Raw genomic sequence first — 26470 nt, forward strand, 5'->3', positions numbered from 1 at the left:
AGGCCCGCCCCTTCAAGTGGACCAAGACCGCAGACCAGATCATCGACCGCATCTGCCGCTACTGCGACAGGATCTCCGGACCGGCTCACTAGGCGTGCCTTCCCAGCTCGGCCAGCTCCCCGTCCGCCAGCCGGTACACGGTCCACTCGTCCTGCGGGCGGGCGCCCAGAGCCTCGTAGAAGGCGATGGCGGGGCGGTTCCAGTCGAGTACCGACCACTCCAGGCGCTCATAGCCGCGTGCGACGCAGATCCGGGCCAGTTCCGTCAGGAGCGCCCTGCCATGGCCGCCGCCCCGGGCCTCGGGGCGCACATAGAGGTCCTCCAGATGGATGCCGTGCACGCCCCGCCAGGTGGAGAAGTTCAGGAACCACAGCGCGAAGCCGACGACCTCGCCGTCCTCCTCGGCGACATGCGCGAACGCCGCCGGGCGGTCGCCGAACAGGGCCTCCCCGAGCTGCTCCTGGGTCGCCCGTGCCTCGTCCGGCGCCTTCTCGTACGCGGCCAGCTCACGGATCAGGGCATGCAGGACGGGGATGTCGTCGGGGGTCGCGGTGCGGATCATGCGCGCAGTGTCACACGGCGGAGGCGGGGCCCGGCAAGCCCCTCCCCCGCCGTCCGCACCGGTCGGCGCGGGCGTAGCAGGCCGATCGTCCGGATCCCTCGCCCGATCGGCGGCCGGGGGCCGGTCAGTGCCGCCCCGCCACCCGGTCCGCGAACCGCGCCAGCGATGACGACTGGGCGTCGGGAGCGGTGAGTTCCCGCCGGTCCGCGGCGCGGTAGGTGGTGTACAGGCCGTGCACCCCGATCCAGCGCAGCGGCTCCGGTTCCCACTTGCGCACCCGGTGGTTCACCCAGGGCAGCTCCGTCAGACCGGTCCCGCCGGCCTGGCCCGAGTCCTGCTGGACGAGGTCGCGCAGGGTCCGCGCGGCGAGGTTCGCGGTGGCGACGCCCGAGCCGACGTAACCGCCCGCCCAGCCGAGCCCCGTCGAACGGTCCAGGGTGACCGTCGCGCACCAGTCGCGCGGCACCCCGAGCACGCCCGACCAGGCGTGGGCCACCCTGACCCCGGCCAGCGACGGGAAGAAGCGGACCAGGATCTCGTGCAGCGCCTCGACGGTGGCGGGCTGCGTGCGGCCGTCGTTGTCCGTGCGGGAGGCGAAGCGGTAGGGGACGCCGCGGCCGCCCAGTGCGATCCGGCCGTCGGCGGTGCGCTGCGCGTACATGTACGCGTGCGCCATGTCGCCCAGCGCCTCGCAGCGCTCCCAGCCGATCCCGGCCCACTGCGCGTCGGTCAGCGGCTCGGTCGCGATCATGGAGGAGTTCATCGGGAGCCAGGTGCGTCTCTGCCCCTTCAGCGACGCCGTGAACCCCTCGGTGCAGCGCAGGACATAGGGCGCGCGGACCGTGCCGTAGGGCGTCACCGCGTGCTTGGGGCGGACCTCGATGACCGGCGTGCCCTCGTGGATCGTCACGCCGAGCGCCTCGACGGCCGCCGCGAGGCCCTTGACCAGCTTGACCGGATGCAGCCTCGCTCCATGCGGGGTCCAGGTCGAGCCGACCGCGTGCGCGACCCTGATCCGCTCGGCGGTCTCCCGGGCGCCGTACAGCTCGCGGTCCTTCTCGCCGAACGACAGCTCGTGCTCGTGGAACGCCTTCAGCCGGGCCAGTTGGGCGGGCGTGTACGCGACCTCCAGGACGCCGCCGACGCGCACATCGGCGTCGATGCCCTCCTCCTCGGCGACCCGGACGACCTCGGCGACCGTCTCGTTCATCGCCTGCTGGAGGCGTACGGCGGCCTCGTGGCCGTGCAACCGCGCATACCGGTCGCGGCCCGCGATGCCGTTGTAGAGCCAGCCGCCGTTGCGTCCGGAGGCGCCGTAGCCGCAGAACTTCTGCTCCAGCACGGTGATGCGCAGGAAGGGTGCCGACTTCTTCAGGTAGTAGGCGGTCCACAGGCCGGTGTAGCCGCCGCCCACGATCACGACGTCGGCGGTCGCGTCCCCGGCCAGGGGCTCCCGCGGGGCGGGGAGGCCGTCGTCGGCGTACCAGTAGGAGATGCCGCCGTTGACGACACCGCTCGCTGCGCTGTTCATGGGCCGGACGTTAACTCCTGAGGGTGGCCAGTGTCTCCTTCGGATTCCATGCTTTTGCGCGGCCCCGGGTGAGCGGATAGCAGCCGAGACCGATCAGCACCGATATGAGATGTCCGAAATCGGTGAAAGTGGGAGCGAGGGCGAGGGGGATGGCGTACACGGTCAGGACGACCGCCAGATACGCGTAACGCCAGGGCGCCGCGATCCGGTAGGCAAGCACCGCGACGACCCCGGCCAGTGCGTAGCTGACGCCTATGTCCAGGGTGTCGGCGGCGGAGAGAGGGGCGACGCCCCGGCGTATCGCCTGGAGCAGAGCTCCCTCGCTGGCGAGGGTGGCCAGGACATGGGCGGCGACGCACACGGCCAGCCAGCGCGCGGTGCCCAGCCAGCGTTCCGCCTGCGCGTGGAAGACGGTGTAGAGCACGGCGTAGGGCAGCCAGTGTCCGCCGTCGATCCACATCGCGCTGGCGATGAACGCGCGCACGGGATGGGACGACAGCTCGTGGATGTTGGTGGACCGCTGGCGCAGGAAGTCCTCCTCGACGTGCGGCGACATATGGTGCAGGGCGACGGTGGTGACGAAGAGGATCGCCAGCCAGAGGTAGGTGCCCGGGGCGCTGCGGACATACGCCGTCACTGCTCCGAGTCCACACCTCAGCCGTATCACCGGATCCACATTCGCCAGTATGGTCGCCCCCGCCATCGATGTGCCCGGCGAGCCGATCTCCCGTCCCTCTTCTCGCACACACGTTCACGGTGGCACGCCACCGGATGGCCGACTCGGCTTTCTCTCCCCCATAACGGGCCATAGCGTACAGAACATGACGAAACGCCACATTGCCTATCTGGCGTGCACAGCAGCGCTCGTCGGGTCGGGACGGGGCGCCGCTCCGCGCGTCGCCGGCCCCACCAGCCATCTGGTCCACCCGGGGGAATCGATCCGGCAGGCGGTGGCCGCCGCCCGGTCCGGTGACACCGTCCCGCTCTGCGCCGGCACGTACCGCGAGAGCGCCCGGATCACCAAGTCCGGACCGACCCTGCCCGGCACGGGACGCTCCTCACCGGGGCGGACGACGACCTCACCGCTGTGCTGAACGGCCGGTCCCGGCACCGGCCGGCCCACCCCTTCCCACCAGCGGCCCCAGAGAGGAAAGGCGGCACATGACGACCGCAACCCCCGCCCCACCGCCGTCCATGCGGCTGAGGGAACTCGTGTTCGGGGCGGCCTGTGCCGCCGCAGTCCGCGCCGCCGCCCGACTGGGCGTCGCCGACGCGCTGGGGGACAGCCCCCTGAGCGTGGAGGACCTCGCTGCCGCGGTGAAGACCGAACCGCGGCCGCTACGACGCCTGCTGCGCGCCCTGTCCTGCTACGGCGTCTTCACCGAGCACGAGGACGGCACCTTCGCGCACACCGAGATGTCCCGGCTGCTGCGCGAGGACCACCCGGGCAGCCTGCGCTCCATCTCCCTGTGGTGCACCGAGCCCTGGACCTGGGACGCGTGGCCGCGGCTGGACGAGGCGGTGCGCACCGGCCGGAACGTCGTCGAGGACCTGTACGGCAAGGAGTTCTTCACCTATCTGCACGAGGACGCCCCGGAATCGGCCGACGTCTTCAACCGGGCCATGACCACCTCCAGCGAGCAGTCGGCGCGGGACGTCGCGGAATTCCTCGACCTGTCGGGGTGCGCGTCGGTCGCGGACATCGGCGGCGGCCAGGGGCATGTGGTGGCGAGCCTGCTGGAGAAGTACCCCTCGCTGCACGGCACCCTGCTGGACCTGCCGCCCGTCGTGGCGAACGCCGTGCCCCGGCTGCGCGAGGGGGGCGCGCTCGCGGACCGGGTGACCATCGTGCCCGGCGACTGCCGCGTGGCGATCCCGGTCCGGGCCGACGTCTACGTCATCAAGAACATCCTGGAGTGGGACGACGACAGCACCGCCCGGACGCTGCGCAACGTCATCGAGGCGGGCGGGCCGAAGACGCGGGTCGTGGTCATCGAGAACCTCGTCGACGACACGCCCTCGATGCGGTTCAGCACCGGCATGGACCTGCTGCTCCTCCTCAACGTGGGCGGCGCCAAGCACACCACCCGGAGCATGGTCGACCGGCTGACCGCCGCGGGACTGGTCATCGACGCGGTCCGCCCGGTCAACCCCTATCTGCACGCGTTCGACTGCACCGTGCCGGCCTGACCCCAACGCGCCGGGGTCAGGCCCCCACAGCACCGGTCGCCGGGTCCGCGTCCATCGCGCGGGCCCGGCGACCGGTGGCCGTATGGGCGGTTCAGGAGGTGGCATCCCGCTCCCAGAGGTAGAAGCGCTGCGCCATCGCGTCCTTGGGCGAGCGCCAGGTCGCGGGGTCGTAGGCGCTGACGTACGCGGAGAGCCGCTCGCTGATGGAGCGGAACTCCGGGTGCCCGGTCACCTTGGCGATGGCGGGGCCGGGGTCCCGGTCGGCCTCGACGAGGTGCATGTAGACATCGCCGAACTGGAAGAGGCTGCGCCGGGTGACCCCGACGAGATGCGGCAGCTCTCCCCGGTCGGACTCCTCGAACACCTTGGCGATGTCCGGGGCGGAGCCCGGGGCCATCCGGGCGACGATCAGGGCTTGGTGCATCGGCCTGTCCTCCGTCCGGCTCAGTCGGTGAGGGCCGGCGCGGGCCGGTGATCGGCGGCGACCTGCTCGATCCGGTCCCGGATCAGGGCCATCTGGATCTTGGAGTTGCGGTTGATGTTGTCGGTCATCCACGCGTCGTCGACCGGCGCCTCCGGCTTCATCTCGAAGTCCTGCGTCCACACCATCCGGGTGCCCTCGGGTACCTCCTCGTAATGCCAGCGGATGTTCATGTACGCGAAGGGACCCGGCTCGACACGGCGGGCCCTGACGCTGAGCGTGGGGCGGTCGGTCTCCCGCTCCGACACCCAGCTCCACACCGTGCCGTTCTCGTCGGGGTGCATGGTCAGCCGGAAGGTCGTCCGGTTCCCCTCACGCGAGAGGACCTCACAGGAGGCGTACTCGCTGAACAGCCGCGGCCAGTTCTCCAGGTCGTTGGTCATGTCCCAGACGAGGTCGACCGGGGCGGCGATGGTGATGGCGTTCTCGGTGTGTCCGGCCATGTCAGGCTCCAGCCATGAGGGTGGTGTTGACGAGGTCGAGGAACTGCCGGGGGGTCTTGCAGCGTTCCGCGTCGGGCGGCATCGGGGTGCCGTGCCGGTTCTCCAGCTCCCCCACGATGCCGAGCAGGCCGAGCGAGTCGATGCCGAGGGCCTCGAAACCCGAGTCGTAGCTCCGCTCGAGATCCTCCGGGGCCACGGTGACCCCGGCGGCCGTCTTCATCAGTTCGGCCAGTTCTTCCAGGGTGATGCGATCACTCATGCGGTTCCTCTCCTTTGCTGATGCCTGCTCCGGTTTGCTGATGGTCTGTAGGGATTGCTGCGGGGGTTGCTGTGGGTTGCCGTGGTTGTGCTGCGGGGGCGCCTCGCTAGGAGGCGTCGGCGGCGCCGTGCCGCAGCACGAGCGCCGAGTTCGAACCCATGAGCCCCCGGCTGAGGACCAGTGCCGTGCGCAGGTCGGCCGCGCGGGCGCGGACGGTCACCAGGTCGAGGTCATGGGAGAGATCGAAAACATGCGGTGTGGGCGGAATCAGGTCGTGCTCCATCGCGAGCACCGCCGCCGCGGTGTCCAGCACGGGCGCCGCGCAGTAGCCGCGACCGATCCCGGTCTTCGGCGCGGTGACGGGCACCTGCGCGCCCAGGACGTCGGCGATCGCCAGCGCCTCCGCACGGTCCGCCGCCGGGATGCCGAGGGCGTCCGCGAAGACCACGTCGATCTCCTCGGGGGCGCAGCCGGCCTCGTCCAGGGCGCCGCGGATCGCCTGGGCGAGCCCCTCCCGGGACTCCTCCCAGCAGGAGGCCCCGGTGAACGTGGCCGCGTGCCCCGCGATGACTGCACGCACGGGCACGCCCCGCTCACGGGCCGAGCCCACCTCCTCCACGACCAGCATCGCGCCGCCTTCCGCGGGCACGAACCCGCAGGCGTCGGCGGTGAACGGACGGTAGGCGCGGGCCGGGTCCGAGGCCGTGCTCAGCTCCGGATAGCCGAGCTGGCAGACAGCCGAGTAGGGAGCCAGCGGCGCCTCGGTGGAACCGGCCACGATCACATCGGTTCCGCGCCCCACCGCTCTCGCGGCGTGCGCGAGAGCGTCGAGGCCGCCGGCCTCGTCGGCGGCGACGACCGAGCAGGGCCCCTTGAAACCGCGGCGGATGGAGATCTGACCCGTACTGGCGGCGTAGAACCAGGCGATGGACTGGTACGGGCCCACAAAGCGGCTGCCTTTTCCCCACAGTCGCTGCAGTTCCCGCTGTCCGAACTCGCCGCCGCCGGACCCGGCCGCGGTGACCACGCCGGCGACGAACGGAGTGCCGCTCAGATCGGCCTGGCCGATCCGCGCGTCCTCCAGCGCGAGATCGGCCGCGGCCATCGCGAAGTGCGTGAACCGGTCGGTCTGGACGAGGAATCGCTCCTCGATCGTCGCCGCCGGCTCGAAGGCGCGGACCTCGCCCGCCACCCTGAGCGGCAGGTGCTCGCACCCTTCCCGGGTGACCCGGTCCAGGGCGCTGACGCCCGCCTGAACGGCCTTCCAGAAGGTGTCGGTACTCGTTCCGTTGGGCGCGACGATGCCGATTCCGGTGACGCCGGCGCGCCTGACATGCGGTGCGCTCATAGTGTCCTCTCCCTCGGCCGGGTCAGGATCACCGCGGACTGGAACCCGCCGAACCCGCTGCCCACGGAGAGCACGTTGTCCAGCCTGCGCTCGCGGGCCACGCGGGGCACGTAGTCCAGGTCGCACTCGGGGTCCGGGGTCTCGTAGTTGGCGGTGGGCGGTACGACCTGGCGGTCCAGGGCCAGCACGCAGGCCACCACCTCGATCGCCCCGATCGCCCCGAGGGAGTGCCCCACCATCGACTTGATGGAGCTCATCGGGGTGTCGTAGGCGTGGTGCCCCAGGGCCCTCTTCACCGCCGCGGTCTCGTGCCGGTCGTTCTGCCGGGTGCCCGAGCCGTGGGCGTTGACGTAGTCGATCGCCGAGCCGTCGAGCCGCGCGTGGTCCAGCGCCTCGTCGATCGCCCGCGCCATCTCCAGGCCCTCGCTGGTGAGACCGGTCATGTGGTAGGCGTTGCCGAAGGTCGCGTAGCCGCTCAGCTCGCAGTACACACGCGCCCCGCGGGCCCGGGCGTGCTCCAGCTCCTCCAGGACGAGCACCGCGCCGCCCTCACCCATGACGAACCCGTCACGGTTGTTGTCGAAGGGACGGGAGGCGTGCGCGGGGTCGTCGTTGTTCGTGGAGGTGGCCTTGATCGCGTCGAAGCACGCCATGGTGATCGGGGAGATCGGCGAGTCCGAGGCGCCCGCCAAGCACACATCGGCCCGGCCCTCCTGGACGGTGTGCAGAGCGTAGCCGACCGCGTCGAGCCCGGAGGTGCAGCCCGTGGAGACGGTCTGCACCGGCCCGCGCGCCCCGAAGCGCTCCGCCACCGTCGAGGCGAGGGTGCTCGGCGAGAACGCCCGGTGCAGGTGCGGCTGCGCCTGCCGGGGGTCCACGTCCCAGCGCTCCCCGTGGTTGCTGACCAGGACGTAGTCGTGTTCCAGCCGGGTGGTGCCGCCGACCGCGGTGCCCAGGGAGACCCCCATCCGCCAGGGGTTCTCCCGGTCCGTGTCGAGGCCGGCGTCCCGCACCGCCTCCTCCCCGGCCGCCAGGGCGAACTGGATGTACCGGTCGCAGCGCGCGACCTGCTCCGCGTCCAGCCCGTGGGCCGCCGGGTCGAAGTCACACTCGGCGGCGATCCGGGAACGCAGGCTGGACGGGTCGAAGAAGGTGATGCCGCGCGTCGCGGTACGGCCGCTGGAGAGCAGGTCCCAGAACGCAGGGACGCCGATGCCGCCCGGCGCCACCACGCCTATGCCGGTGACCGCCACCCGCCTGGTCATGAACGGACCTGGTCTCGCTCGGCCGGCCGGGCGGCGACAGCCTCGGCTGCCTGCGCCGCGACCGCGACCGCGTCGGTCCCCTCGGTGTCGACATGCCCCAGCTGCGGGCGCGGGGCCAGGGGGCCCAGATGGAAGACGATCCGGGCCTCCGTGTCACCGACGTTGCGGAAGCGGTGGCGCATATAGGCGGGGATCAGCAGCCCCTGTTCGGGCCGCAGCGGCTGGGGTTCGCCGTCCAGGTCGACCTCCAGGCTCCCGCAGATGACGTAGACGAACTCCTCGGAGTACGGGTGGTAGTGCTCGCCGATGCGGTCGCCGGGCTGCACAATGGCCACGCCCATGAAACCGCTGGTGGAGCCGACCGTGGCCGGGGTGAGCATGGCGCGCAGATCGCCTCCGCGCTTGGTGTTGGGCTCGGTCTCGCTGAGATTCACGATCCGGGGCCGGGGTTTGATCACGTCGTTCCTCCGGTGGTGTGCTGCGTCGTCAGGGGGTGCGGCCGCTACGGCCCGAGGGTGCCGGTCAGGCCTGGTCCGACCGGCGGTCGGTGATGAGTTCCATGCGGGCGAGCTTGAGCAAGTGCGCGGCGTCCTCGGCCTTCGGCGCCGAGCCGTTCGCACCGAGGACCTCGCCGTCGAGGAGGGACATCAGCTCGGCCACCTGCGCGGAGTCCGTGATGGAGTGCACCGGGTCACCGGCGAGATCGCCCCGTACGTCGACCAGCCGCACCACGATGTCGTCGCGCTGGAAGATGGTGCTGCGGCACACCGGGCAGTTCGGGTCGTTCGCCGACGCCTCGTCCTGCTGCGCGAGCAGCCGGGCCAGCTGCATCCCACGGCCCGGACGGGCCGGGTAGTACAGGGCGTGCCGCACCGCCTCCGGGCACTCATCGTCCGCCGTCACATGGTGGACGGCGGGGACGGCGGCCAGGGCGAAGAAGATGCGCGCGGCCTCGGGGTCGGTCAGATCCCGCTCCTTCTCCAGATACGGGTTGATGGCCTCCTCGACGGCGCGTACCTCGGGCTGCCGGGAGACATGACGCAGCGCGGCGAGCAGGTCGCCCTCCACCTCGATGGTCCGCAGCACCCGGTTGCCGTGCATGAACAGCGTGGTGCGGCACAGCCGCGTGTTCTCGTCGACCTGCGCCTCCGGCGGGGCGTAGTCGGCGAGGATCCTGGCGACGGTCTCCTCGCTGCCGGGTCGGACGGTGAAGGAGAGTGCGTGACGGATCTTGCCGTCACCGATCCGCGGCGCCAACTGGAGCCGGCGGGTGCCCGAATCGGCCGGAACCGCGCCACTGGTCTCGCGGACGATGTGGAAGCGCAGCGACCGGGTGTTCCGGACACAGCTGTGCAGCGGCCGCACCATCTTCACATGCTCATCGCTGTTCACCCAGTCGAGGAACGGCGGGGCGCTCTCCCACTCACTGGTGATGAGCCATTGGGAGGGGTTCTCGATCGACTGGCAGAGCTGGTCGCTGACATGCCCGGGAACGGACGCGACCTGACTGCACAGGTGCTCGTACGCCTCCAGGAATTCCTGCTGGGCTCCGTCGTAGACGTCCACCAGCAGAACGACCCGCAGGCGGGAGCCGTCGAAGACGGACTGGGAGACACGTTTCGACGACTGGCGCGTCACCGGAGCTGAAATACGTTCCGTCGTTGTGGTCATCCTGCGCACTTCTCCTTACGCGGGGGCAGAGGGCATCGCCGGCCGCGGGGTGACGCGACGTCAGCGTTCTTCGATCTTGTGCCGGGGTCAGGGGGCGCGCGACTCGTATGAACCGCGTGGGTGATGGGGCCCGTGAACCAGGTGGGTGACGGGGGCCCCGGGCGCACGCGAAGCCGCTCCCGGCAGGGCATGCACACCGCGACGCGCCCCGCACCGGCACCCCGCGGCCGGCCCCGGAGGGACCCTGCGGGAGGTCCTGGCGGCGGTCCTGCGACCGAAACCGCGGGTAACCGCCGCGACGTGGCGCCTCGCGCCCGGTCCGGGGGAAGACATGCGCTCACCCCTTGAACCTCCTGGCCACCTGCGACGTATCAGTCACTGTGGGTGGCACCGCGCCCCCACCACCAGGACCAGTCGGGACCGCACCGCGCAAGAAAGGGCCGAGCGATTTCAGGGTTGAACTCTTCCCTCAGGAGTGATCTTGACGTACCCGCCCCCGCGCGACACCGGGACCAGCCCGGCGGAGTGCGAGATCCCGCCCATGTGCGGGGCCTCGACGGGCTCCGCGGCCTGGCCGCGCTGTACGTGGTCCTGTTCCACTGCCGGCTCCTGAGCTTCCCGGGATTTCCCCACAACTCGGGCCCGGCCTGGCTCGGCTGGATGATGTACGGGCGTATCGCGGTCGTTTTCTTCCTGGTGCTGTCCGGTTTCTCTCTGGCGCTCTCTCCGGCGCGAAACGGTTGGCGTCTGGGCGGCGCCGCCCGTTTCCTGCGTCGGCGCGCCTGGCGAATCCTGCCTCCGTACTGGGCGGCACTCGCCTTCAGCTTGCTCATCGCCTACTTCGTGGTGCCGGCCTCGCACTTCGGACCGCCGAACGGCTCAACCATTCCGGTGTACGGGCTCGTAGTCCAAGACATGGTCATGGCGCCGACACCGAATGGGGCGTTCTGGTCGATCGGCGTGGAGGCGGAGCTGTATCTCCTCTTCCCCCTGCTCCTTCTGGTCCGGCGACGGCTGGGAGCGGTGGCCCTCGTCGCGGGAGTGACCCTCCTGGCGGTCATCCGCGGCCTGTCGGCGGCACACGCCAACCCGGCGGAAGGCATGAACTGGCTGACTCCGAATCTCGCCCCGGTGTTCGTCGCCGGCCTGGTCGGCGCGGGGATCATCACCGCACCGGACAGGATCCGGCGCCTGCCGTGGCACTGGGCGGCCCTCCTGGCCGCCGCACCGCCTCTGGCACTCGTCATCGCCAAGGGACCGGCCTGGACCGTCAGCCATTACTTCTGGATCGACCTTGCCGTCATTCCCGCCATGACGATGCTTCTCGCCGCGATCGCAACGGGCAGGCCCGCCTCCCTCATGCGACTCCTGACCACCCGCCCGCTGCGTGGTCTCGGCGGCTTCTCCTACAGCCTCTATCTCGTCCATTTGCCCGTCGTCATGACCGTCGTGCGAAAAATCGCCCCGCACTACGTAGCCCCCGGCCTTCCCACCTTCTGGTTCACACTGACGCTGGGACTGCCCGCTTCGATCCTGGGAGCCTGGATGTTCGCCGAGGTCTTCGAGAAGCCCTTCCAGCGACACCGATCCTGGAAGTCCCTTGGGCGAGGGGCTGGATGACCGCCGCGCCGAACCGCGGCCGGGCGTGATCGAGCGTTTCTCATCTTCGAACGTGCAGGTCATCGGGACCGGTGTGAATCGGTGATCTCGCACTGGTGCTCTTCGCGGGCAGTTGCCCGCACTCAAGCTCGTCTGTCAGTCGGTCGCGGCGAGGTCCTCCGCGCGGTGGGCGCCGGCCCCCGCCGTGGTGGCGATCGTCGGAGCGGTCGTCGTGCCCCTGCTGTGCCTGACGGTGACCGGCAGGGAGCAGACGGAGGTCGGTGTCGTCGCTGTTCGCCTCCGGAAGCCCGTACCACCCCTCACCGCGCGTGGTGCGGGACTTCAATCCCCACCCGTGGATGTCGAACGCCCCGGACCGATCACCGGCCGGGGCGTTTGCGCTGTTCAGCGGAGAGCCCCGGCTGATCTGCGGCATCAGGCCGGTGTCCGCAACGGCCGGCGCAGGCGCCGCCGCCGCGCCACGGCCGTCGGCGTGAGCGGAGCGGCCGTACTCGCGCTCGTCGGGCTCGGCGCGACGGTCGTTCCCGGACTGCTGCCCGACGGGCGAACAGCCGACCACACGCTCGCCGGTCCGGCGGCCTCGGCCACAACCGGCTCGGCCACGGCATCCGCCACCCCGAAGCCGGCCTTCACCGGCACACTGCCCGCCGACCGCGCCCTTGCCACTCTGACCGCGCTGCTGCCGACCGGCCTGACCCATTCGAGCCCGCCCGGCGGCCGGCGCTCCGGGCAGCTGTGGGTGGACGACGGCCACGGCAAGTCGCTGCTCGAGGTGCACGTCTCCCGGCAGACCTCCACCACCGCGATCCGCAGCCACGTCTTCGCCGGCACGACACCCTTGGCCGACGGCACCCTGATCGAGTCCCGGCAGGCACCACCCGGAACGGACCCCGGGCACCAGGCGGTGAACGTACTGCATCCTGACGGGCTCTACGTCACCATCATGGAGTGGCAGGCACCGAGCCAGGACGCCCCCTCGACCCGTACCACGCCGATCCTGACACCGGCCCAACTGCGGGCCATCGCAACCAGCTCACAGTGGCAGTAACGCCCGCAGGCGGTGATCCTGGGCGCGGCAAGGCAGAAACAGTCGACACGAGCGCCGCTTTCCAGTCTTGTGTTGACACAAATGAGGATGATCGAGGCGGGGGTCGGACGGGCGCAACGCTGGACAGGTTCATCTTTGTGACCTATTTCACGCGAGAATCCGGCGACGTGAAGCACAACCCTTCTCGCGAGTCACCGATCTGATCTACGTAACCCCTGGCCACTCCCGCGCCCCACACGCGGAGGTCTCCGACACGTGCTGCGGCGCCGCAGCACGCCAGCCCTCTTGAGGTCTCCCATGAAGCTTCGCCGTGCCGTGGTCACCGCGGCCGCGACTGCAGTCATAGCCCCGCTGGCCCTGCTCTCCGCCCCGGCCGCGTTCGCGACGGACGGAACTCCGACTGTGTCAGCGAGCAGTCCGGCGGCCGGGGAGAGCTCTCCCGCTGCCGACGAAAGCGCCCCCGCGGCCGACGAGAGCAGCCCGGCCGCTGACGAAAGCACTCCCAGCACTGCGGAAAGCACCCCAGCCGCATCCGCCTCCGCGAGTGAGAGCGCGACCGCGTCGGCCTCCGCCCCGGCGTCGGCCCAGCCCACCGAGAGCGCGGAGCCCAGCGACTGCCCGGTCGACGACAATGGGGTCGACCCCGAATCCCAGCTCAGCATCTCCGTCTCCGGTCTGCCCGGCAAGATCGTCGCCGGCAGTGGCTGGCACTACTTCACGATGACGGCCGCCAACCACAGCGACCAGTCACTCGGCACCGTGCAGTGGCTCGCGACCATCGACAACGACTCCGCGAGCGACAACGAGAAGGACTGGCTGAGCACCTACGCCAACCTCGAGTACTTCAACCCCCAGGCCAAGGCGTGGGAGTCGATGGCAGACGAGATCGGCAACGGTGCCTACTTCGGCCAGACTCCCCTCGGCCCCAAGAAGACGGTCGACATCAAGCTGCGCGTCGACATCACGGCGAAGGCGCCCGCCGGCGACGGCTTCAGCATGGGCATCGGCGGCTACGTCGATGAGCAGAAGAACTGTGTGCACAGCGCGTTCGACTTCTACGACTTCACCGTCCTCAAGCCCGGCAGCAGCAACGACACTCCCGGCGAGGCCAAGCCGGGCAAGGGTACGAAGCCGGTCAGCGGCAAGAAGCCGCAGGGCGGCAGCACCGAGATCGTGCCCACCGGCAACCTCGCCGAGACCGGCTCCAGCTCCATGGTGCCGACCATCGGCCTGGTCGGCGGTGTGGCCATAGTCGTCGGTGCCGGTGCGCTGTTCGCCGTCCGTCGCCGCAAGGGCGCCGGATCGAACCTCGCCGCGTAGCCACGGATACGGCGGCACGAACGTGGCGGGGGTGATGCATGCCACCCCCGCCTCTCGGCCGGCGACCTGCGACGGCTGACCTCTGCCGCGGCCGCCATGACACCCGCACACTCGAGAAGGCCGGTCGCGGTATCGAGGACCAAGGAACCCCGGGGCGCCCGGAGGTTTCCGGACAGGGACCTGCACCAAGGGCACAAGCGACCAGGAAGACGGAAGAGGGCCACCGCCTCGATGCCGACACCTCTGGTGAGGCGCGCGCTGGATGGGACGCCTGTTCCCCACGGTTTCCAGGTCCCTTAATCTCCGGACACGCTCAACGAGCACTGGCAGCGCCGCAACAACCGCCGTGGTCTGCCGAACTGGGCGAGCGTCGCGCTCGGTCGCACCGGTGAGGTCGCGGGAAACGCCGTGAGACGGGTTACGGACGCTGTGCCAGAGGCGGTCACGGAACCAATCCGTCGCGCAGGCGACACGGCCGCCGACAAGGCCATGCGACCGGCGCTCGGAGGAGCGGCAGCGTCGTCGGTCCGGCCCGCGCCGACCCCGGACCACGCCCTGCCGCAAGGTCAACGTTCCCCCAGCCGGCCTGAGGCAGACGGCACTGGGACAGAGCAAGGGCGGCTGCCTCGGTTGGCCGCATGGCGGCGTAGTACAGGCACCTGAAGGACGCTTCCACCACAACGTGACACCACGTCAGTGTGCGAGACGAGGCGTATCGCTCAACTTCGGAGATCCCCATTCGGCGGCCGGGCGGCGCGTCTTGACGAGGATCGAAGACACATGTCGTAGAAAGTTCTGCGTTCCGAACAATCATCGGTATCGCGGCTTTGGGCACCGCTGATCCCCGCGTCGAGGCCGCACGACCGCCGCACCACCAGCGAGGTGAACAGGGGTGTTCCCGTTTCGGTCGAGGCTCTTGACGGCCGCTCTCATGGATCCACGGACCGGTCGGCCCCGAGCGCGTTCGGCGGGGCTCGCACTGCTGACTGTCGGCTGGCTGCTGGCGTCGACGGGGCTGAGCCCCCAGGCCTCGGCGCGAGATCTTGAATGCGTCAAGGCCTACGTCGCAAACGCCGGCTCGAGCAACGTCTCGGTCATCAACACGCGGACCAACACGGTCAGCGCCGTCATCCCCGTCGGGGCCCTCCCGGTCGGCGTGGCGGCGGCGTGGGACGAACGCCATGTCTACGTGGCCAACCAAGGTTCCAACAGCGTCTCCGTGATCGATACCCGCACCAACACGGTCACCCACACCATCCCCGTGGGCAACACCCCGACCGGCGACGTCGCATCCCCGGACCGGCGCCATCTGTATGTGGCCGATTACGGCTCGCAATCCGTCTCCGTGATCGACACCCGGACCAACACCGTCACTGACACCGTCCCCGTCGGCCACAACCCGCAGGGCCTTGCAATCACCCCTGATCACCAATACGTCTACGTCGCCAACTCCGGCGACGCCACCGTGTCCGTGATCCGTACCAGGACCAACCAAGTCGTGGCCACCATCACCGTCGGCACGAGTCCGGTGGGCGTGGGCATCCTCAAGTCCCAGGGCTCCATCGGGTAGCGGCCGGGCCGCGCCGGCCCGCACGAGCGGGCCCACGCCGTCGACCGGCACCTATGCGCCGTACCCCCCATCCGCCTCAGCCACGGTGCAGTGCCGTCGGCGGGAGCAAGTCGCGCCGGCCGGCCCGCTGCGTGTCCGATCACGATCGGCACGGTGCCTGGGTGACCAGCTGCTTGGCAGCGTCGATGGACGAGTAAATCGAACGCGTGCTTGAATTGAGTCATGCGATCGTTTCCCGCCGACCTGGCCCAGGCGCAGTAGGAATGGAGCGCTACCCACCGGCAGCCCGCCGAGCGCCCTGGCCGTACCGAGCTGCGTCGGCGTCTGAATGAAGGGCCGGAGTGCGGGACCGTACATCCCGGATGATTCTGAAGGCATGTCCGGCCCGATACGTGTGATCGTGCATCCGCCGTCGCCGACGGGTGGCCGGCGCGTACGCGTGGATGGCGAGACCCTCGGCCTGGCCCACCACGTGGTCGACGTCGCTGAGTTCCTTCGCCGCGCCGGGCTGGAGATAGACCCGGCGGAGATCGCGGAGTCGCCCTGGATCGACTGGCGCGGCGTCGGGCCAGAACGCTGGGGTCCGGAGACTTGATGGCCTCGGCGCGATACACGGCAAGGCCATCACCTGCTGATCCGCAGGCAGCAGCCGAGCTGATCCCTGCTGCACAAGCTCGATCAAGACCCCGGGCCGTGATCAGATCGGGTCCTTGCGCCAGTTCTCCCCGCGGGATTGGAAGCTGGGACACCCGCTTTAGGAGCGAGGTTGGCAGTCACGCGCCTGACCTGCGGGTTCCCTGTCTTGGACGGCGTCCCGCGGCCGTGCCCTTGCGCACCCCTATTCCCCCCGTGATTCCCCGCCCGTTCTGGCCCGAGGGTGGCACAGAACTGTGCACGGATAACCCTCTCGATGCGAACTACGGGCGCTGAGGTCAGCAACCCTGGTTGCAGGGTTGGTAGTTGGGTCGGGATGGCCACCTTGAGGTCGGCAACGTTGCTGTACTTCTCCGCCGTATTGCACTCGACCCGGAGGTGATCAGGCGGTCGGTTGGGCGAGACATACCGAATGCCCTTGTTGACCGCTTTGAAGAGATTTGTGCGGCGATTGCGTGAGTGTCCTTTAGTGGCCTCTCCCCCGGTCACCTGGGGCCGGTTCACCCGGCCCTACGGGTCGACGATGGAGGTGTGCGGGCTGACGGTGCGGCCGTCTCGTCTGCGGGCGTTCATGACCCGGACCGTGGCTCGTCGGGAGGTGCGGCCGGTGCCGCCGAAGGTTCGTCGGGTGCGGCCGACCATGACCGGGCTGCGGATCACGCTGCGGCTTCCGGCGGGCCCGGAACCGGCGGACGTGGCCGCGTCCTCTGAGCGGCTTCGCCGCCTTCGGGGTGCAGTCGGTCACCGTGGCGGAGATCAAGCCGGGGTACGTCGAACTGCGGATGACCGGGTATGACGTGCTCCGCCGGGTCCGGCTTCCTCGCTCGGCCCGCCCCGTGACCTGGTCGTTCCGGTCGCGCCGCGGGAGGACGGCACGGTGTACGAGCGGGACTACCGCAAGGTCCCGATGGCTCTGACGCCGGGCGCCACCCTCTCTGGCAAGTCGGTGTATCAGCACACCGCCTCGACCGTGAGTGACCGCCCCGGTTGATGTCACCCGTGGATGTCAGACGCCCCGGACCGATCATCGGCCGGGGCGTTTGCGCTGTTCAGCGGGAGAGCCCCCTGTCGGATTCGAACCGACGACCTTCGCTTTACAAGAGCGGCGCTCTGACCAGCTGAGCTAAGGAGGCGTGCGCATGCGCGCCCGTGCAGTGTACCCAGGTCCGGGCCCGGAACCGTCGAAAATTTCCGCGAAGTTCACAGTCGCCCGGGTACTGACAGAGCAGGTGAAAGGCAGGTACCGTCCTGAGCCAGTTCACTCTTGTGGACTACACCACAACGGAACCCCGTAGTGGACACCACCTTTACAACGGATCGTCCGGCACGTTCCTGCCGGTGAAGGGGGCCCATTCACCATGGCCACTGTCTCGTTCGACAAGGCGACCCGGATATACCCGGGTTCCACCAAGCCCGCCGTCGACGCACTCGACATCGAGATCGAGGACGGGGAGTTCCTCGTCCTGGTCGGCCCGTCCGGCTGCGGCAAGTCCACCTCGCTCCGCATGCTGGCGGGGCTCGAGGACGTGAACTCCGGCGCCATCCGGATCGGCGACCGTGATGTCACGCATCTGCCGCCCAAGGACCGGGACATCGCCATGGTGTTCCAGAACTACGCGCTCTACCCGCACATGACGGTCGCCGACAACATGGGCTTCGCGCTCAAGATCGCCGGCGTGGCGAAGGCGGAGATCCGCAAGAAGGTCGAGGAGGCCGCCAAGATCCTCGACCTCACCGAGTACCTGGACCGTAAGCCGAAGGCGCTCTCCGGCGGTCAGCGCCAGCGTGTCGCCATGGGCCGCGCCATCGTGCGCGAGCCGCAGGTGTTCCTCATGGACGAGCCGCTGTCCAACCTGGACGCCAAGCTCCGTGTCTCCACCCGTACGCAGATCGCGTCGCTCCAGCGCCGTCTCGGCATCACCACGGTGTACGTGACCCACGACCAGGTCGAGGCCATGACGATGGGCGACCGCGTGGCCGTACTGAAGGACGGTCTCCTCCAGCAGGTGGACTCGCCGCGCAACATGTACGACCGCCCGGCCAACCTCTTCGTCGCCGGCTTCATCGGCTCCCCGGCGATGAACCTCGTCGAGGTCCCGATCACGGACGGCGGCGTGAAGTTCGGCAACAGTGTCGTGCCGGTCAACCGTGAGGCCCTCAAGGCCGCCGCCGACAAGGGTGACCGTACGGTCACCGTCGGTGTGCGCCCCGAGCACTTCGACGTGGTCGAGCTGGGCGGCTCCGCCGCCGCCTCGCTGTCCAAGGACGCCGAGGACGCCCCGGCCGGCCTCGCCATCTCCGTGAACGTGGTCGAGGAGCTGGGCGCCGACGGCTATGTCTACGGCACCGCCGAGGTCGGCGGCGAGCCGAAGGACCTGGTGGTCCGCGTCGGCGGCCGCCAGGTGCCGGAGAAGGGCGCTCAGCTGCACGTCGTGCCGCGGCCGGGCGAGACCCACGTGTTCTCGACCTCGACCGGCGAGCGCCTGTCCGACTGAGGTCCACCACCGGCCGGACCGGGCCGGGTGACGTCCCACGGGAGTGACGAAGAGGGCCCCGCGGCTTGCCGCGGGGCCCTCTTCACTGTCGGCAAATACCCCGGCATACACGACATTTCGACCGGGAGCGTCAACCCCCTGCCCGGAAATCGTCACTTTCCCATCCCTCGAACCGGTGACTAAATGTCGCCAAATCACTACGTCGCGCTACCCTCACTCGCGTGATGCACACCACTACTCCTCGGACCCGGCGCGGCCGTGGCCCCGCCCGCCGGATCGGCCGCACCCTGGCCCTCGTCCTGCCCGTCGTCCTGGTGCTGTCCGGGACCCTCGCGGTCACCCGCGTGAACTGGTCGGGGGGATCCTCGAACTCGGTGCTCGCCGCGTCCGCCGCGGACGTCTCCACGCGCGCCTCCTCCCGCGCCCCGCAGGACGTGCTGCGCGACAAGCTCCTGCTGGAGCTCCAGGACAGGAACCCGGGCGTCGCGCTCACCCACCTCCAGCAGGCGGTCAACGGCCGCCCGTCGCTGGCGAAGCACTGCGCCTCCATCGCCCGCGCGCTCGGCCGCGCCGCCGTCCGTATCTACGGCCCCACACGCGCCCAGTCCTACGCCCGCCCGGTCTGCGACACCTCCTTCGCCTCGGGCGTGGCCATGCGGCACGCCTGAGGCAGCCGGCCGTCCGGACAGCGGACGGGGCGCGCGACGTACAGTTCGGTCATGACCGACCCGAACGCCGTCTCGCGCCCCGTTCAAGCCGTCATCCTGGCCGGGGGCCAGGGCTCACGGCTGCGTCCGTACACCGACGACCGGCCCAAGCCGATGGTGGAGATCCCGGGGACCGGGACCCCGATCATCGGCCACCAGCTCACCTGGCTCGCCGAAGAGGGTGTCACGGATGTGGTGGTCTCCTGCGGCCACCTCGCCGACGTCCTCCAGCGGTGGCTGGACTCCGCCGATCTGCCCCTGCGCGTCACGACGGTCGTCGAGGCGGAGCCGCTCGGGCGTGGCGGCGGTCTGCGCTACGCCGCCGAGCATCTGCCGCACCCCGACAAGCCGTGGTACGCGACGAACGGCGACATCTGGACCCGGTTCTCGCTGCGGGACATGGCGGACTTCCACACCGAGCGTGACTCCGTCGCCACCCTCGCGCTGGCCCGCCCGCGCATCCCGTGGGGTGCCGTCAAGACGGACGGCTTCGGGCACGTCACGGACTTCATCGAGGCCCCGCCGTCGACGTTCGAGATCAACGCGGGTGTCTACGTGTTCTCCGCCGAGTTCGCCAAGATGCTCCCCGAGCGCGGCGACCACGAGCGCACGACCTTCCCCCGCCTGGCCCGGGAACGCCGCCTGGCCGGCTTCCCCCTCCCGCAGGGCGCCTACTGGCGGGCCATCGACACGGCGAAGGACCTCACGGAGGCGGCCAAGGAACTGGCCACCTGAACCGCTGGCCCGGACGCCCCCAAGGCTCGACCCTCGGTCCATGCTCGCCATGCGGTGGACCAGGTGATCCACCGCATGGGGAGGATGCATGGAGGCGTCAGCACGGTTCATGGCCGGTGTCGAGCGGCGCCATCAGCAGATCCGTACGCGCCGTTGACGTCGCACCCGGCCCCGGCGGCACCGGGCCCTCGCCCGCCCCACGACATGACAAGGGCCCCGCACCTCCCCGGTACGAGGCCCTGCCACCCGAAGCTCGGTCCGCGTCAGCCCAGGAGGCCGCCCACCAGGTGGTCCGAGCCGCCGGAGCTGCCGCCGCCGCCGCTGCCGCCCGCTCCGCCCGTCGGGCCGCCCGTGCCGCTGCCGCCCGAGGACGACGGGCCCGCGCTGGTGCTGGGAGCCTGCCGCGCCGGTGCCGAGCGCTGCGGCGGGGCCTGGCCGGCGGTGCCCTGGGTCTGGCTCGGCTGGCCGCCGGTGACGGTGCCGGTCGCCCCGGCCGTACCCGGCGTGGTGACCGCGCTCGACGGTGACGACGAGGTCGCCCCCCGCGTCGCCGAGGGCCGCGAGGCCGAGGGGCTCGAGGTGTGCTGCCGGTCGCCCGGCGTCCCGGGCAGCGGCGAGCCCGGCAGCTCGTTGCGCGGCGCCTCCCCGGGGCCGGGGACGACCACACGGTCCGCGTCCCGTACCGCCCCGCCGAGCAGCGACCCGACGAGCAGTGTCAGGCCTGTCACGAGCGCGGTCAGCAGCGCGCCCCGCCGCAGCACGTACCGCCGCAGTTCCCAGATGTCCGCCCGCGGACCGAGTGTGCGCCATGCGCCACCCGCGAGACGGCCGTCCACGGAGTACACCGGCGCCCCGGCGATGACGAGCGGCGACCAGGCCGCGAGGTAGATGATGTCGGGCGCGTCGTACGCGGGAACCGTCCGCCAGCTCACGGTGACGATGAGCGCCGCGGACAGCAGCGCGCCGACCGCGGCCGCGACCCGCTGCCACAGGCCGAGGACCGTGAGCACGCCCACGATCACCTGGAGGAAGGCGATGACGAGCCCGGTCCCGACCGGGTGCTGGAGGGCGAACTGGCGCAGCGGCTCGGCGACTTGCCAGGGGTGGAGCGTGCTGAGCCAGGTGACCATGGAGCCCCGTCTGCCGCCGTCGAAGTAGACGGGGTCGCAGAGCTTGCCCATGCCGGCGTAGGCGGAGATGGAGCCCAGGAAGATGCGCAGCGGCAGCAGCACCACGCCGAGATTCATCCGGCGGCCCGGGTAGTAGGCGTGCCGCACCCCCGCCGCGGCGGCGGACGTGTTCGGCGCGCCCCCGCGCCGCCTGCCCCGCGGTTCCGGCTCCGCGGTCCCCACCTCGTCCCTGAAGAAGGGACCGGCGTAGGTCCGTTCGCCGTGGCCGGGCGTGTCGTAGGACGGTTCGTCGTAGGCCGGTTCGTCGTAGGACGGCCCGCCGTAGGTCGGTTCGTCGTAGGACGGCCCGCCGTAGGACGGCCCGCCGTAGGTCGGTTCGTCGTAGGACGGCCCGCCGTAGGACGGTTCGTCGTAGGTACGGCCGTCGTACGGTGACTCGTCGTACGGGGACTCGTCGTAGGCCGGTCCGTCGTACAGCGGTTCCGTGTGGAGCGGGTCGTCGTATGTGCTGCCCGTGCTCCGCATGTGCGGCAGCAGCCGGGTCGCGCCGGAGTCGTAGCCCTGGCCGGGCAGGCGCGGCCCATCGAGGCGGGACATGAGCTGCGTCGCGCCCGCGTCCACGGCCGGTTCCTCGCCATGGCGCATGCTCTGGCTTCGTACGGCCTGAAGCAGCCGGTGGGCTCCGGTGTCGTCCGGCGCGGACCTCCCGCTCCACACGACGGGACGACGGCGGCCCGCGGCATCGGCGGGGACTCCCGTTCCGCCCGCCTGGCCGGCGAGGGGCAGGCGCGCGACGTCCTGGGGGGCGCTCAACTGCCGCGCCGCGCGCGGGGACGGGGCGCGCCGTGTCGACGCGCCCAACTGCACGCGGAAGCTCGCATGATTGACGATGACCTGCGCCGGGTCGCTCGGCACCTTCACCATGCTCAGCGCGGGGGTGTCGTCGAATCCCGACGACCGCTCCCCCGTGGATGTGCGGCGTGTTCTGGTGTCCACACTCATCTAACCGAGTGACGTGTGGTTAGGACACTGCTTTGACCGCGCGGATCTGTCCGGACCCCGTCAAGCTCGCCCTGTACGACCGGTTTCCCCCGTACGGGTGAGTGTGCGAACGGCCCTCCGGGCCCGTCAGGGCCGTCTGTTCAGGCCCGGCCCCCGGCCTCAGGCGCGCCTGCGGGCCGCCTCGTACAGCACGATGCCCGCGGCCACACCCGCGTTGAGCGACTCGGCGCCGCCCGGCATCGGGATCCGCACCCGGAGGTCGCACGTCTCGCCGACCAGCCGCGACAGGCCCTTGCCCTCGCTGCCGACCACGATCGCGACGGGTCCCTGAAGAGCGTCGAGGTCGCCCAGTTCGACCTCCCCGTCCGCGGCGAGCCCGACGACCGTGATGCCCGCCTTCTTGTACGCCTCCAGGGCGCGCGTCAGATTGGTGGCGCGCGCGACGGGCGTACGGGCGGCCGTACCGGCGGACGTCTTCCACGCACCGGCGGTCATCCCGGCCGCACGCCGCTCGGGGACGACGACCCCGTGCCCGCCGAAGGCGGAGACGGACCGCACGACCGCGCCCAGGTTCCGCGGGTCGGTCACCCCGTCGAGGGCGACGACCAGCGGGTCCTCACCCTCGTCGAACGCGGCGTCGACGAGGTCCTCGGGATGCGCGTACTCGTACGGCGGGACCTGGAGGACCAGCCCCTGGTGGTTGAGGCCGTTCGTCATGCGGTCGAGCTCGGGACGCGGGGCCTCCATGAGGTTGATCCCGCCGCGCTCCGCCGCGAGCTGGAGCGCCTCGCGCACCCGCTCGTCGCTGTCGATGAACTGCTGGACGTACAGCGTGGACGCGGGCACGCCCTCGCGGAGCGCCTCGACGACCGGGTTGCGCCCGACGACCAGCTCGGACGACGCCTTTCCGCCCGTACGACGCTGGGGGCGCCCCTGGGCGCGGCGCGCCTTCGCCTGGGCGGCGCGCTGCTTGGCGTGCCCCTTGCGCATCTCGGCGGGCGGGGTCGGGCCCTTGCCCTCCAGGCCGCGGCGCCGCTTGCCGCCGCTGCCGACCTGCGCGCCCTTCTTGCCGGACATGCGGCGGTTGTTCGCGGCCATGACCTACCTGTCTGTTGAGGCTTTCGTACGTACGTCTATGCAGTGTGCCGCCCGGAGGGCCGGGCGGCACAATCGATCAAGGAGTCGCCGGGACGCGATCAGCGCGAGCCGAGCGTCCAGCGTGGGCCCTGGGGGCTGTCCTCGATGACGAGACCCGACTGGTTGAGCTGGTCGCGGATGGCGTCCGCGGTGGTCCAGTCCTTGCGGGCCCGGGCCGCCTCGCGCTGCTGGAGCACCAGGCCCACCAGGCTGTCGACGACCCCGTGCAGATCCTCGCCGCGGTCGGCCTCCCCGGACCACTGCGCGTCGAGCGGGTCGAGGCCGAGGACGCCGAGCATGGCCCGCACCTCGGCGAGCCGGGCCACGGCGGCCTCCTTGTCGTCGGCGGCCAGCGCGCTGTTGCCCTGCCGGACGGTGGTGTGCACCACGGCCAGCGCCTGCGGCACGCCCAGGTCGTCGTCCATCGCCTCGGCGAAGGCGGGCGGTACCTCGGCGGCGGGCTCGACGGCACCGCCGGCCTTCTCCACGACGCGCTGCATGAAGCCCTCGATCCGGGCGAACGCGGACTCGGCCTCGAGCAGGGCGTCCTCGCTGTACTCGATCATCGAACGGTAGTGCGGGGTGCCCAGGTAGTAGCGCAGCACGATGGGCCGCCAGCGCTTGACCATCTCGGAGACGAGCACCGAGTTGCCGAGGGACTTCGACATCTTCTCGCCGCTCATGGTGACCCAGGCGTTGTGCAGCCAGTACCGGGCGAACTCGTCGCCGAAGCCCTTGGCCTGGGCGATCTCGTTCTCATGGTGGGGGAAGATCAGGTCGATCCCGCCGCCGTGGATGTCGAAGACCGACCCCAGGTACTTGTGCGCCATGGCCGAGCACTCCAGGTGCCAGCCCGGGCGCCCCCGCCCCCAGGGCGTCTCCCAGCTCGGCTCGCCCGGCTTCACCGCCTTCCACATGGCGAAGTCGCGCGCGTCGCGCTTGCCGGTCTCACCCTCCTCGGAGGGCTGGCGCAGATCGTCGAGCTCCTGCCTGGACAGCGACAGATACCCGGGCAGGGAGCGCACGTCGAAGTAGACGTTGCCGTCGGCCTCGTAGGCGTGTCCGCGCTCGATGAGCCCGCGCATCATCTCGATCATCTCGGGCACATGGCCGGTGGCGCGGGGCTCGTAGGTGGGCGGCAGGCAACCGAGGGCGCGATAGCCGTCGTTGAAGGCGCGCTCGTTGTCGTAGCCGATGGCCCACCACGGGCGGTCCTGCTCGTGCGCCTTCTTGATGATCTTGTCGTCGATGTCCGTGACATTGCGGATGAACGTCACGTCGAAGCCGCGGTACTCGAACCAGCGGCGCATGATGTCGAAGTTGAGGCCGGAGCGAATATGCCCGATGTGCGGCGGCGCCTGCACGGTGGCACCACACAGGTAGATCGAGACACAACCCGGCTTGAGCGGGGTGAAGTCACGGATCTGCCGGGCGCTGGTGTCGTACAGGCGAATGGTCACGTGTCCAGGGTAGTGGGCCGCAGGGAGTGCCTCACGCCCCTTGCCGTCAGGGGGCGCGCATTCGTGACCGACGTCAAGGGCGCCGGGGACCCGCTCTCACAGACTCCCGGCCACCTTCCGCGGGACGATCCGCACCACCACCCGCTCGGCGTCGCGCACCGAGTCCGGGTTGAACTCCGCGTACTTCCTGCCGGTGTACTTCAGCGACAGCTCGTCGATGAGTTCCCGGGCGCCCTCGGCCGTCAGCTCCGCGGTCCCCCTGATCTCCGCGTACTCGTACGGCGAGTCGGGGTCCTGGACCACGACACTCACCCGGGGGTCGCGGTCCAGGTTCCTCTTCTTGCGCCGGTCCACGGTGGTGGAGACCAGGAGGTGATCACCGTCCCGCTTGACCCACACCGGGGACAGCTGCGGGCTCCCGTCGGGCTGGATCGTGCCCAGGACGACGAAGACGGGGCGGTCGAGCAGGGCCTTGAGCCGGTCGGACAGGGCGGCGGATGCCATGGGGTACCTCCGGGACCTTGGTCACTGGTGGCCCCCGGGTACCCGCGCGCCCTCAGTCCACCCGCACCACGAGCGCCGTCGCGACCGCCATCAGTCCTTCGCCGCGCCCCGGGAAACCGAGGCCGTCCGTCGTCGCGCCCGAGACCGACACGGGGGCGCCCGCCGCCTCCGAGAGGATCTTCTGCGCCTCGTCGCGGCGCTTGCCGATCTTCGGACGGGGCCCGACGACCTGCACCGCGATGTTGCCGATCCGGAACCCGGCCGAGCGGACGATCCGCGCCGCCTCGGTCAGCAGCGTGACACCCGACGCGCCCGACCACTCGGGGCGGCCCGTGCCGAAGTGCTGCCCGAGATCGCCGAGGCCGGCCGCCGAGAACAGCGCGTTGCACGCGGCGTGCGCGACCACGTCAGCGTCCGAGTGGCCGGAGAGGCCCGGCCCCTCGCCCTCCCACTTCAGGCCCGCGCACCACAGCTCCCGCCCCTCCTCGAAGGCGTGGATGTCGGTGCCGACGCCCACCTGCGGCAGCAGCGGCGCCTCAGAAGCCATCGTTCAGCCTCCTGCGGGCCAGGACCGCCTCCGCCAGCACCAGGTCCAGCGGCCGCGTCACCTTGAAGGCCTCCTCGTGGCCGGGCACCACCACGACCCCGAGCCCCAGCTGCTCGACCATGCTCGCGTCGTCCGTGACGTTGTCCGTCACCGTCTCGTGGGCCCGCACCAGCGTGGCGCGGTCGAAGCCCTGCGGGGTCTGCACCGCACGCAGCCGGGCCCGCTCCGGAGTGGCGACCACCGGTTCCGGCTCACCGGGCGTGGCGGCCGGCTCGACCTCCTTGACGGTGTCGGCGAGCGGCAGCGCCGGGACCACGGCGGGCGCGCCCTCCCGTACCGCCTCGATCACCGCGTCCACCGTGTCCACCGGAACGAGCGGGCGGGCCGCGTCGTGGACGAGGACGATCTCGTACTCCGGCGGCAGCGCGTCGAGGCCCAGCTTCACGGACTGCTGCCGTGTGTCCCCGCCGGGCACGACCACGAAGTCCGTCCTCCCCCAGCTGCCGCCGGGGGTGCCCCCGGGCAGCGCGTGCGCGTCGAGGAGCGACTTGACCTCGGCGGCGCCGTCCGGCGGGGCCACGACGACCACCAGGGAGACGGCGCGGGACGCGGCCATGGCGCGCACCGCGTGGATGAGCATGGGGGTGCCGTTGAGTGTGCGAAGCGCCTTGGGGGCGCCCGGACCGAGGCGAACTCCCCGGCCGGCGGCCGGAATCACCGCGGCGATGCGGGTCCCCGCCTGGGGAAGGACTCCGGCGGGTGAAGGGCGCGAATCGTCAGACATCGGTTCC

The 26470-nt window shown here is 70.7% G+C and carries 26 protein-coding genes, 1 tRNA gene and 2 pseudogenes; 11 read left to right on the forward strand and 18 right to left on the reverse strand.

Features of this window, described 5'->3' with window-relative positions:
• Positions 1-88: 88 nt before the first annotated feature.
• From ACIP94_RS33330 to ACIP94_RS33340, 3 genes are all read right to left on the reverse strand, one after another.
• Positions 89-562 (reverse strand): GNAT family N-acetyltransferase, encoded by a 474-nt coding sequence (locus ACIP94_RS33330; RefSeq protein WP_402434138.1) that lies wholly within the window; start codon positions 560-562, stop codon positions 89-91.
• Positions 563-686: 124 nt separating this feature from the next.
• A complete protein-coding gene (locus ACIP94_RS33335; protein ID WP_402434141.1) occupies positions 687-2093 on the reverse strand; it encodes an NAD(P)/FAD-dependent oxidoreductase in 1407 nt (468 codons plus the stop codon).
• A 10-nt stretch (positions 2094-2103) separates the two neighbouring features.
• Positions 2104-2730 (reverse strand): rhomboid-like protein, encoded by a 627-nt coding sequence (locus ACIP94_RS33340; protein ID WP_402434144.1) that lies wholly within the window; start codon positions 2728-2730, stop codon positions 2104-2106.
• Between the two features lie 184 nt (positions 2731-2914).
• On the opposite strand from ACIP94_RS33340, the gene ACIP94_RS33345 reads away from it, so the two are divergent.
• Positions 2915-3187 (forward strand): hypothetical protein, encoded by a 273-nt coding sequence (locus ACIP94_RS33345; protein ID WP_402434147.1) that lies wholly within the window; start codon positions 2915-2917, stop codon positions 3185-3187.
• 67 nt (positions 3188-3254) lie between these two features.
• Complete coding sequence (locus ACIP94_RS33350) at positions 3255-4283, forward strand: methyltransferase (RefSeq protein WP_402434149.1); 1029 nt, start codon at positions 3255-3257, stop codon at positions 4281-4283.
• A gap of 91 nt (positions 4284-4374) precedes the next feature.
• Here the strand turns inward: ACIP94_RS33350 and ACIP94_RS33355 are convergent, their stop codons facing one another.
• The 7 genes from ACIP94_RS33355 to ACIP94_RS33385 form a co-directional block, all read right to left on the reverse strand.
• Entirely contained in the window at positions 4375-4707 is a 333-nt protein-coding gene (locus ACIP94_RS33355; RefSeq protein WP_402434152.1) for a TcmI family type II polyketide cyclase, read from the reverse strand.
• Between the two features lie 20 nt (positions 4708-4727).
• Positions 4728-5207 (reverse strand): SRPBCC family protein, encoded by a 480-nt coding sequence (locus ACIP94_RS33360; RefSeq protein WP_402434154.1) that lies wholly within the window; start codon positions 5205-5207, stop codon positions 4728-4730.
• Position 5208: 1 nt separating this feature from the next.
• On the reverse strand, positions 5209-5466 hold the full coding sequence (locus ACIP94_RS33365; RefSeq protein WP_402434157.1) for an acyl carrier protein: 258 nt from the start codon (positions 5464-5466) through the stop codon (positions 5209-5211).
• A gap of 106 nt (positions 5467-5572) precedes the next feature.
• Positions 5573-6814: a ketosynthase chain-length factor gene (locus ACIP94_RS33370; RefSeq protein ID WP_402434160.1), complete on the reverse strand. Its 1242-nt coding sequence runs from the start codon at positions 6812-6814 to the stop codon at positions 5573-5575.
• Positions 6811-8079 (reverse strand): beta-ketoacyl-[acyl-carrier-protein] synthase family protein, encoded by a 1269-nt coding sequence (locus tag ACIP94_RS33375; RefSeq protein ID WP_402434163.1) that lies wholly within the window; start codon positions 8077-8079, stop codon positions 6811-6813. The genes ACIP94_RS33370 and ACIP94_RS33375 overlap by 4 nt, the downstream gene beginning before the upstream one ends.
• Entirely contained in the window at positions 8076-8537 is a 462-nt protein-coding gene (locus ACIP94_RS33380) for a cupin domain-containing protein (RefSeq protein ID WP_402434166.1), read from the reverse strand. Before ACIP94_RS33380 ends, ACIP94_RS33375 begins: the two co-directional genes overlap by 4 nt.
• A gap of 64 nt (positions 8538-8601) precedes the next feature.
• Complete coding sequence (locus ACIP94_RS33385) at positions 8602-9750, reverse strand: SchA/CurD-like domain-containing protein (protein ID WP_402434168.1); 1149 nt, start codon at positions 9748-9750, stop codon at positions 8602-8604.
• A gap of 525 nt (positions 9751-10275) precedes the next feature.
• Here ACIP94_RS33385 and ACIP94_RS33390 point away from each other — a divergent pair.
• From ACIP94_RS33390 to ACIP94_RS33415, 6 genes and pseudogenes are all read left to right on the forward strand, one after another.
• Positions 10276-11370: an acyltransferase family protein gene (locus ACIP94_RS33390; RefSeq protein WP_402434171.1), complete on the forward strand. Its 1095-nt coding sequence runs from the start codon at positions 10276-10278 to the stop codon at positions 11368-11370.
• 472 nt (positions 11371-11842) lie between these two features.
• On the forward strand, positions 11843-12418 hold the full coding sequence (locus ACIP94_RS33395) for a hypothetical protein (protein WP_402434174.1): 576 nt from the start codon (positions 11843-11845) through the stop codon (positions 12416-12418).
• Positions 12419-12715: 297 nt separating this feature from the next.
• Positions 12716-13738 (forward strand): LAETG motif-containing sortase-dependent surface protein, encoded by a 1023-nt coding sequence (locus ACIP94_RS33400; protein WP_402434177.1) that lies wholly within the window; start codon positions 12716-12718, stop codon positions 13736-13738.
• 931 nt (positions 13739-14669) lie between these two features.
• The gene (locus tag ACIP94_RS33405) at positions 14670-15308 is read left to right on the forward strand and encodes a YncE family protein (RefSeq protein WP_402434180.1); all 639 of its coding nucleotides are present in this window, start codon (positions 14670-14672) and stop codon (positions 15306-15308) included.
• Between the two features lie 376 nt (positions 15309-15684).
• Positions 15685-15903 (forward strand): hypothetical protein, encoded by a 219-nt coding sequence (locus ACIP94_RS33410; protein ID WP_402434183.1) that lies wholly within the window; start codon positions 15685-15687, stop codon positions 15901-15903.
• Between the two features lie 471 nt (positions 15904-16374).
• Positions 16375-16917, forward strand: a pseudogene (locus ACIP94_RS33415) (hypothetical protein); the annotation flags it as partial.
• A 104-nt stretch (positions 16918-17021) separates the two neighbouring features.
• On the opposite strand, the gene ACIP94_RS33420 reads toward ACIP94_RS33415, so the two are convergent.
• A tRNA-Thr gene (locus ACIP94_RS33420) sits at positions 17022-17095 on the reverse strand.
• 225 nt (positions 17096-17320) lie between these two features.
• On the opposite strand from ACIP94_RS33420, the gene ACIP94_RS33425 reads away from it, so the two are divergent.
• From ACIP94_RS33425 to ACIP94_RS33435, 3 genes are all read left to right on the forward strand, one after another.
• Entirely contained in the window at positions 17321-18457 is a 1137-nt protein-coding gene (locus ACIP94_RS33425; protein WP_402434186.1) for an ABC transporter ATP-binding protein, read from the forward strand.
• Positions 18458-18678: 221 nt separating this feature from the next.
• Entirely contained in the window at positions 18679-19125 is a 447-nt protein-coding gene (locus ACIP94_RS33430) for a hypothetical protein (RefSeq protein ID WP_402434188.1), read from the forward strand.
• Between the two features lie 51 nt (positions 19126-19176).
• On the forward strand, positions 19177-19899 hold the full coding sequence (locus ACIP94_RS33435) for an NDP-sugar synthase (protein WP_402434191.1): 723 nt from the start codon (positions 19177-19179) through the stop codon (positions 19897-19899).
• 263 nt (positions 19900-20162) lie between these two features.
• Here the strand turns inward: ACIP94_RS33435 and ACIP94_RS33440 are convergent, their stop codons facing one another.
• The 7 genes and pseudogenes from ACIP94_RS33440 to ispD form a co-directional block, all read right to left on the reverse strand.
• On the reverse strand, positions 20163-21146 hold the full coding sequence (locus ACIP94_RS33440; RefSeq protein WP_402434424.1) for a DoxX family protein: 984 nt from the start codon (positions 21144-21146) through the stop codon (positions 20163-20165).
• Between the two features lie 238 nt (positions 21147-21384).
• Positions 21385-21744, reverse strand: a pseudogene (locus tag ACIP94_RS33445) (hypothetical protein); the annotation flags it as partial.
• A 446-nt stretch (positions 21745-22190) separates the two neighbouring features.
• The gene (gene rlmB, locus ACIP94_RS33450) at positions 22191-23129 is read right to left on the reverse strand and encodes a 23S rRNA (guanosine(2251)-2'-O)-methyltransferase RlmB (protein ID WP_402434194.1); all 939 of its coding nucleotides are present in this window, start codon (positions 23127-23129) and stop codon (positions 22191-22193) included.
• A 98-nt stretch (positions 23130-23227) separates the two neighbouring features.
• Positions 23228-24628, reverse strand: coding sequence for a cysteine--tRNA ligase (gene cysS / locus ACIP94_RS33455; protein WP_402434197.1), 1401 nt, complete (start codon positions 24626-24628; stop codon positions 23228-23230).
• Between the two features lie 96 nt (positions 24629-24724).
• On the reverse strand, positions 24725-25132 hold the full coding sequence (locus ACIP94_RS33460) for a PPOX class F420-dependent oxidoreductase (protein WP_402434200.1): 408 nt from the start codon (positions 25130-25132) through the stop codon (positions 24725-24727).
• 52 nt (positions 25133-25184) lie between these two features.
• Positions 25185-25679 carry a 2-C-methyl-D-erythritol 2,4-cyclodiphosphate synthase gene (gene ispF / locus ACIP94_RS33465; protein WP_402434203.1) on the reverse strand — a complete coding sequence of 165 codons (495 nt, stop codon included), beginning with the start codon at positions 25677-25679 and terminating at the stop codon, positions 25185-25187.
• A complete protein-coding gene (gene ispD, locus ACIP94_RS33470) occupies positions 25669-26463 on the reverse strand; it encodes a 2-C-methyl-D-erythritol 4-phosphate cytidylyltransferase (RefSeq protein ID WP_402434207.1) in 795 nt (264 codons plus the stop codon). The genes ispF and ispD overlap by 11 nt, the downstream gene beginning before the upstream one ends.
• Between the last annotated feature and the right edge of the window lie 7 nt (positions 26464-26470).

The organism is Streptomyces sp. NPDC093261 (genome assembly GCF_044753645.1).
Taxonomy (GTDB): Bacteria; Actinomycetota; Actinomycetes; order Streptomycetales; family Streptomycetaceae; genus Streptomyces.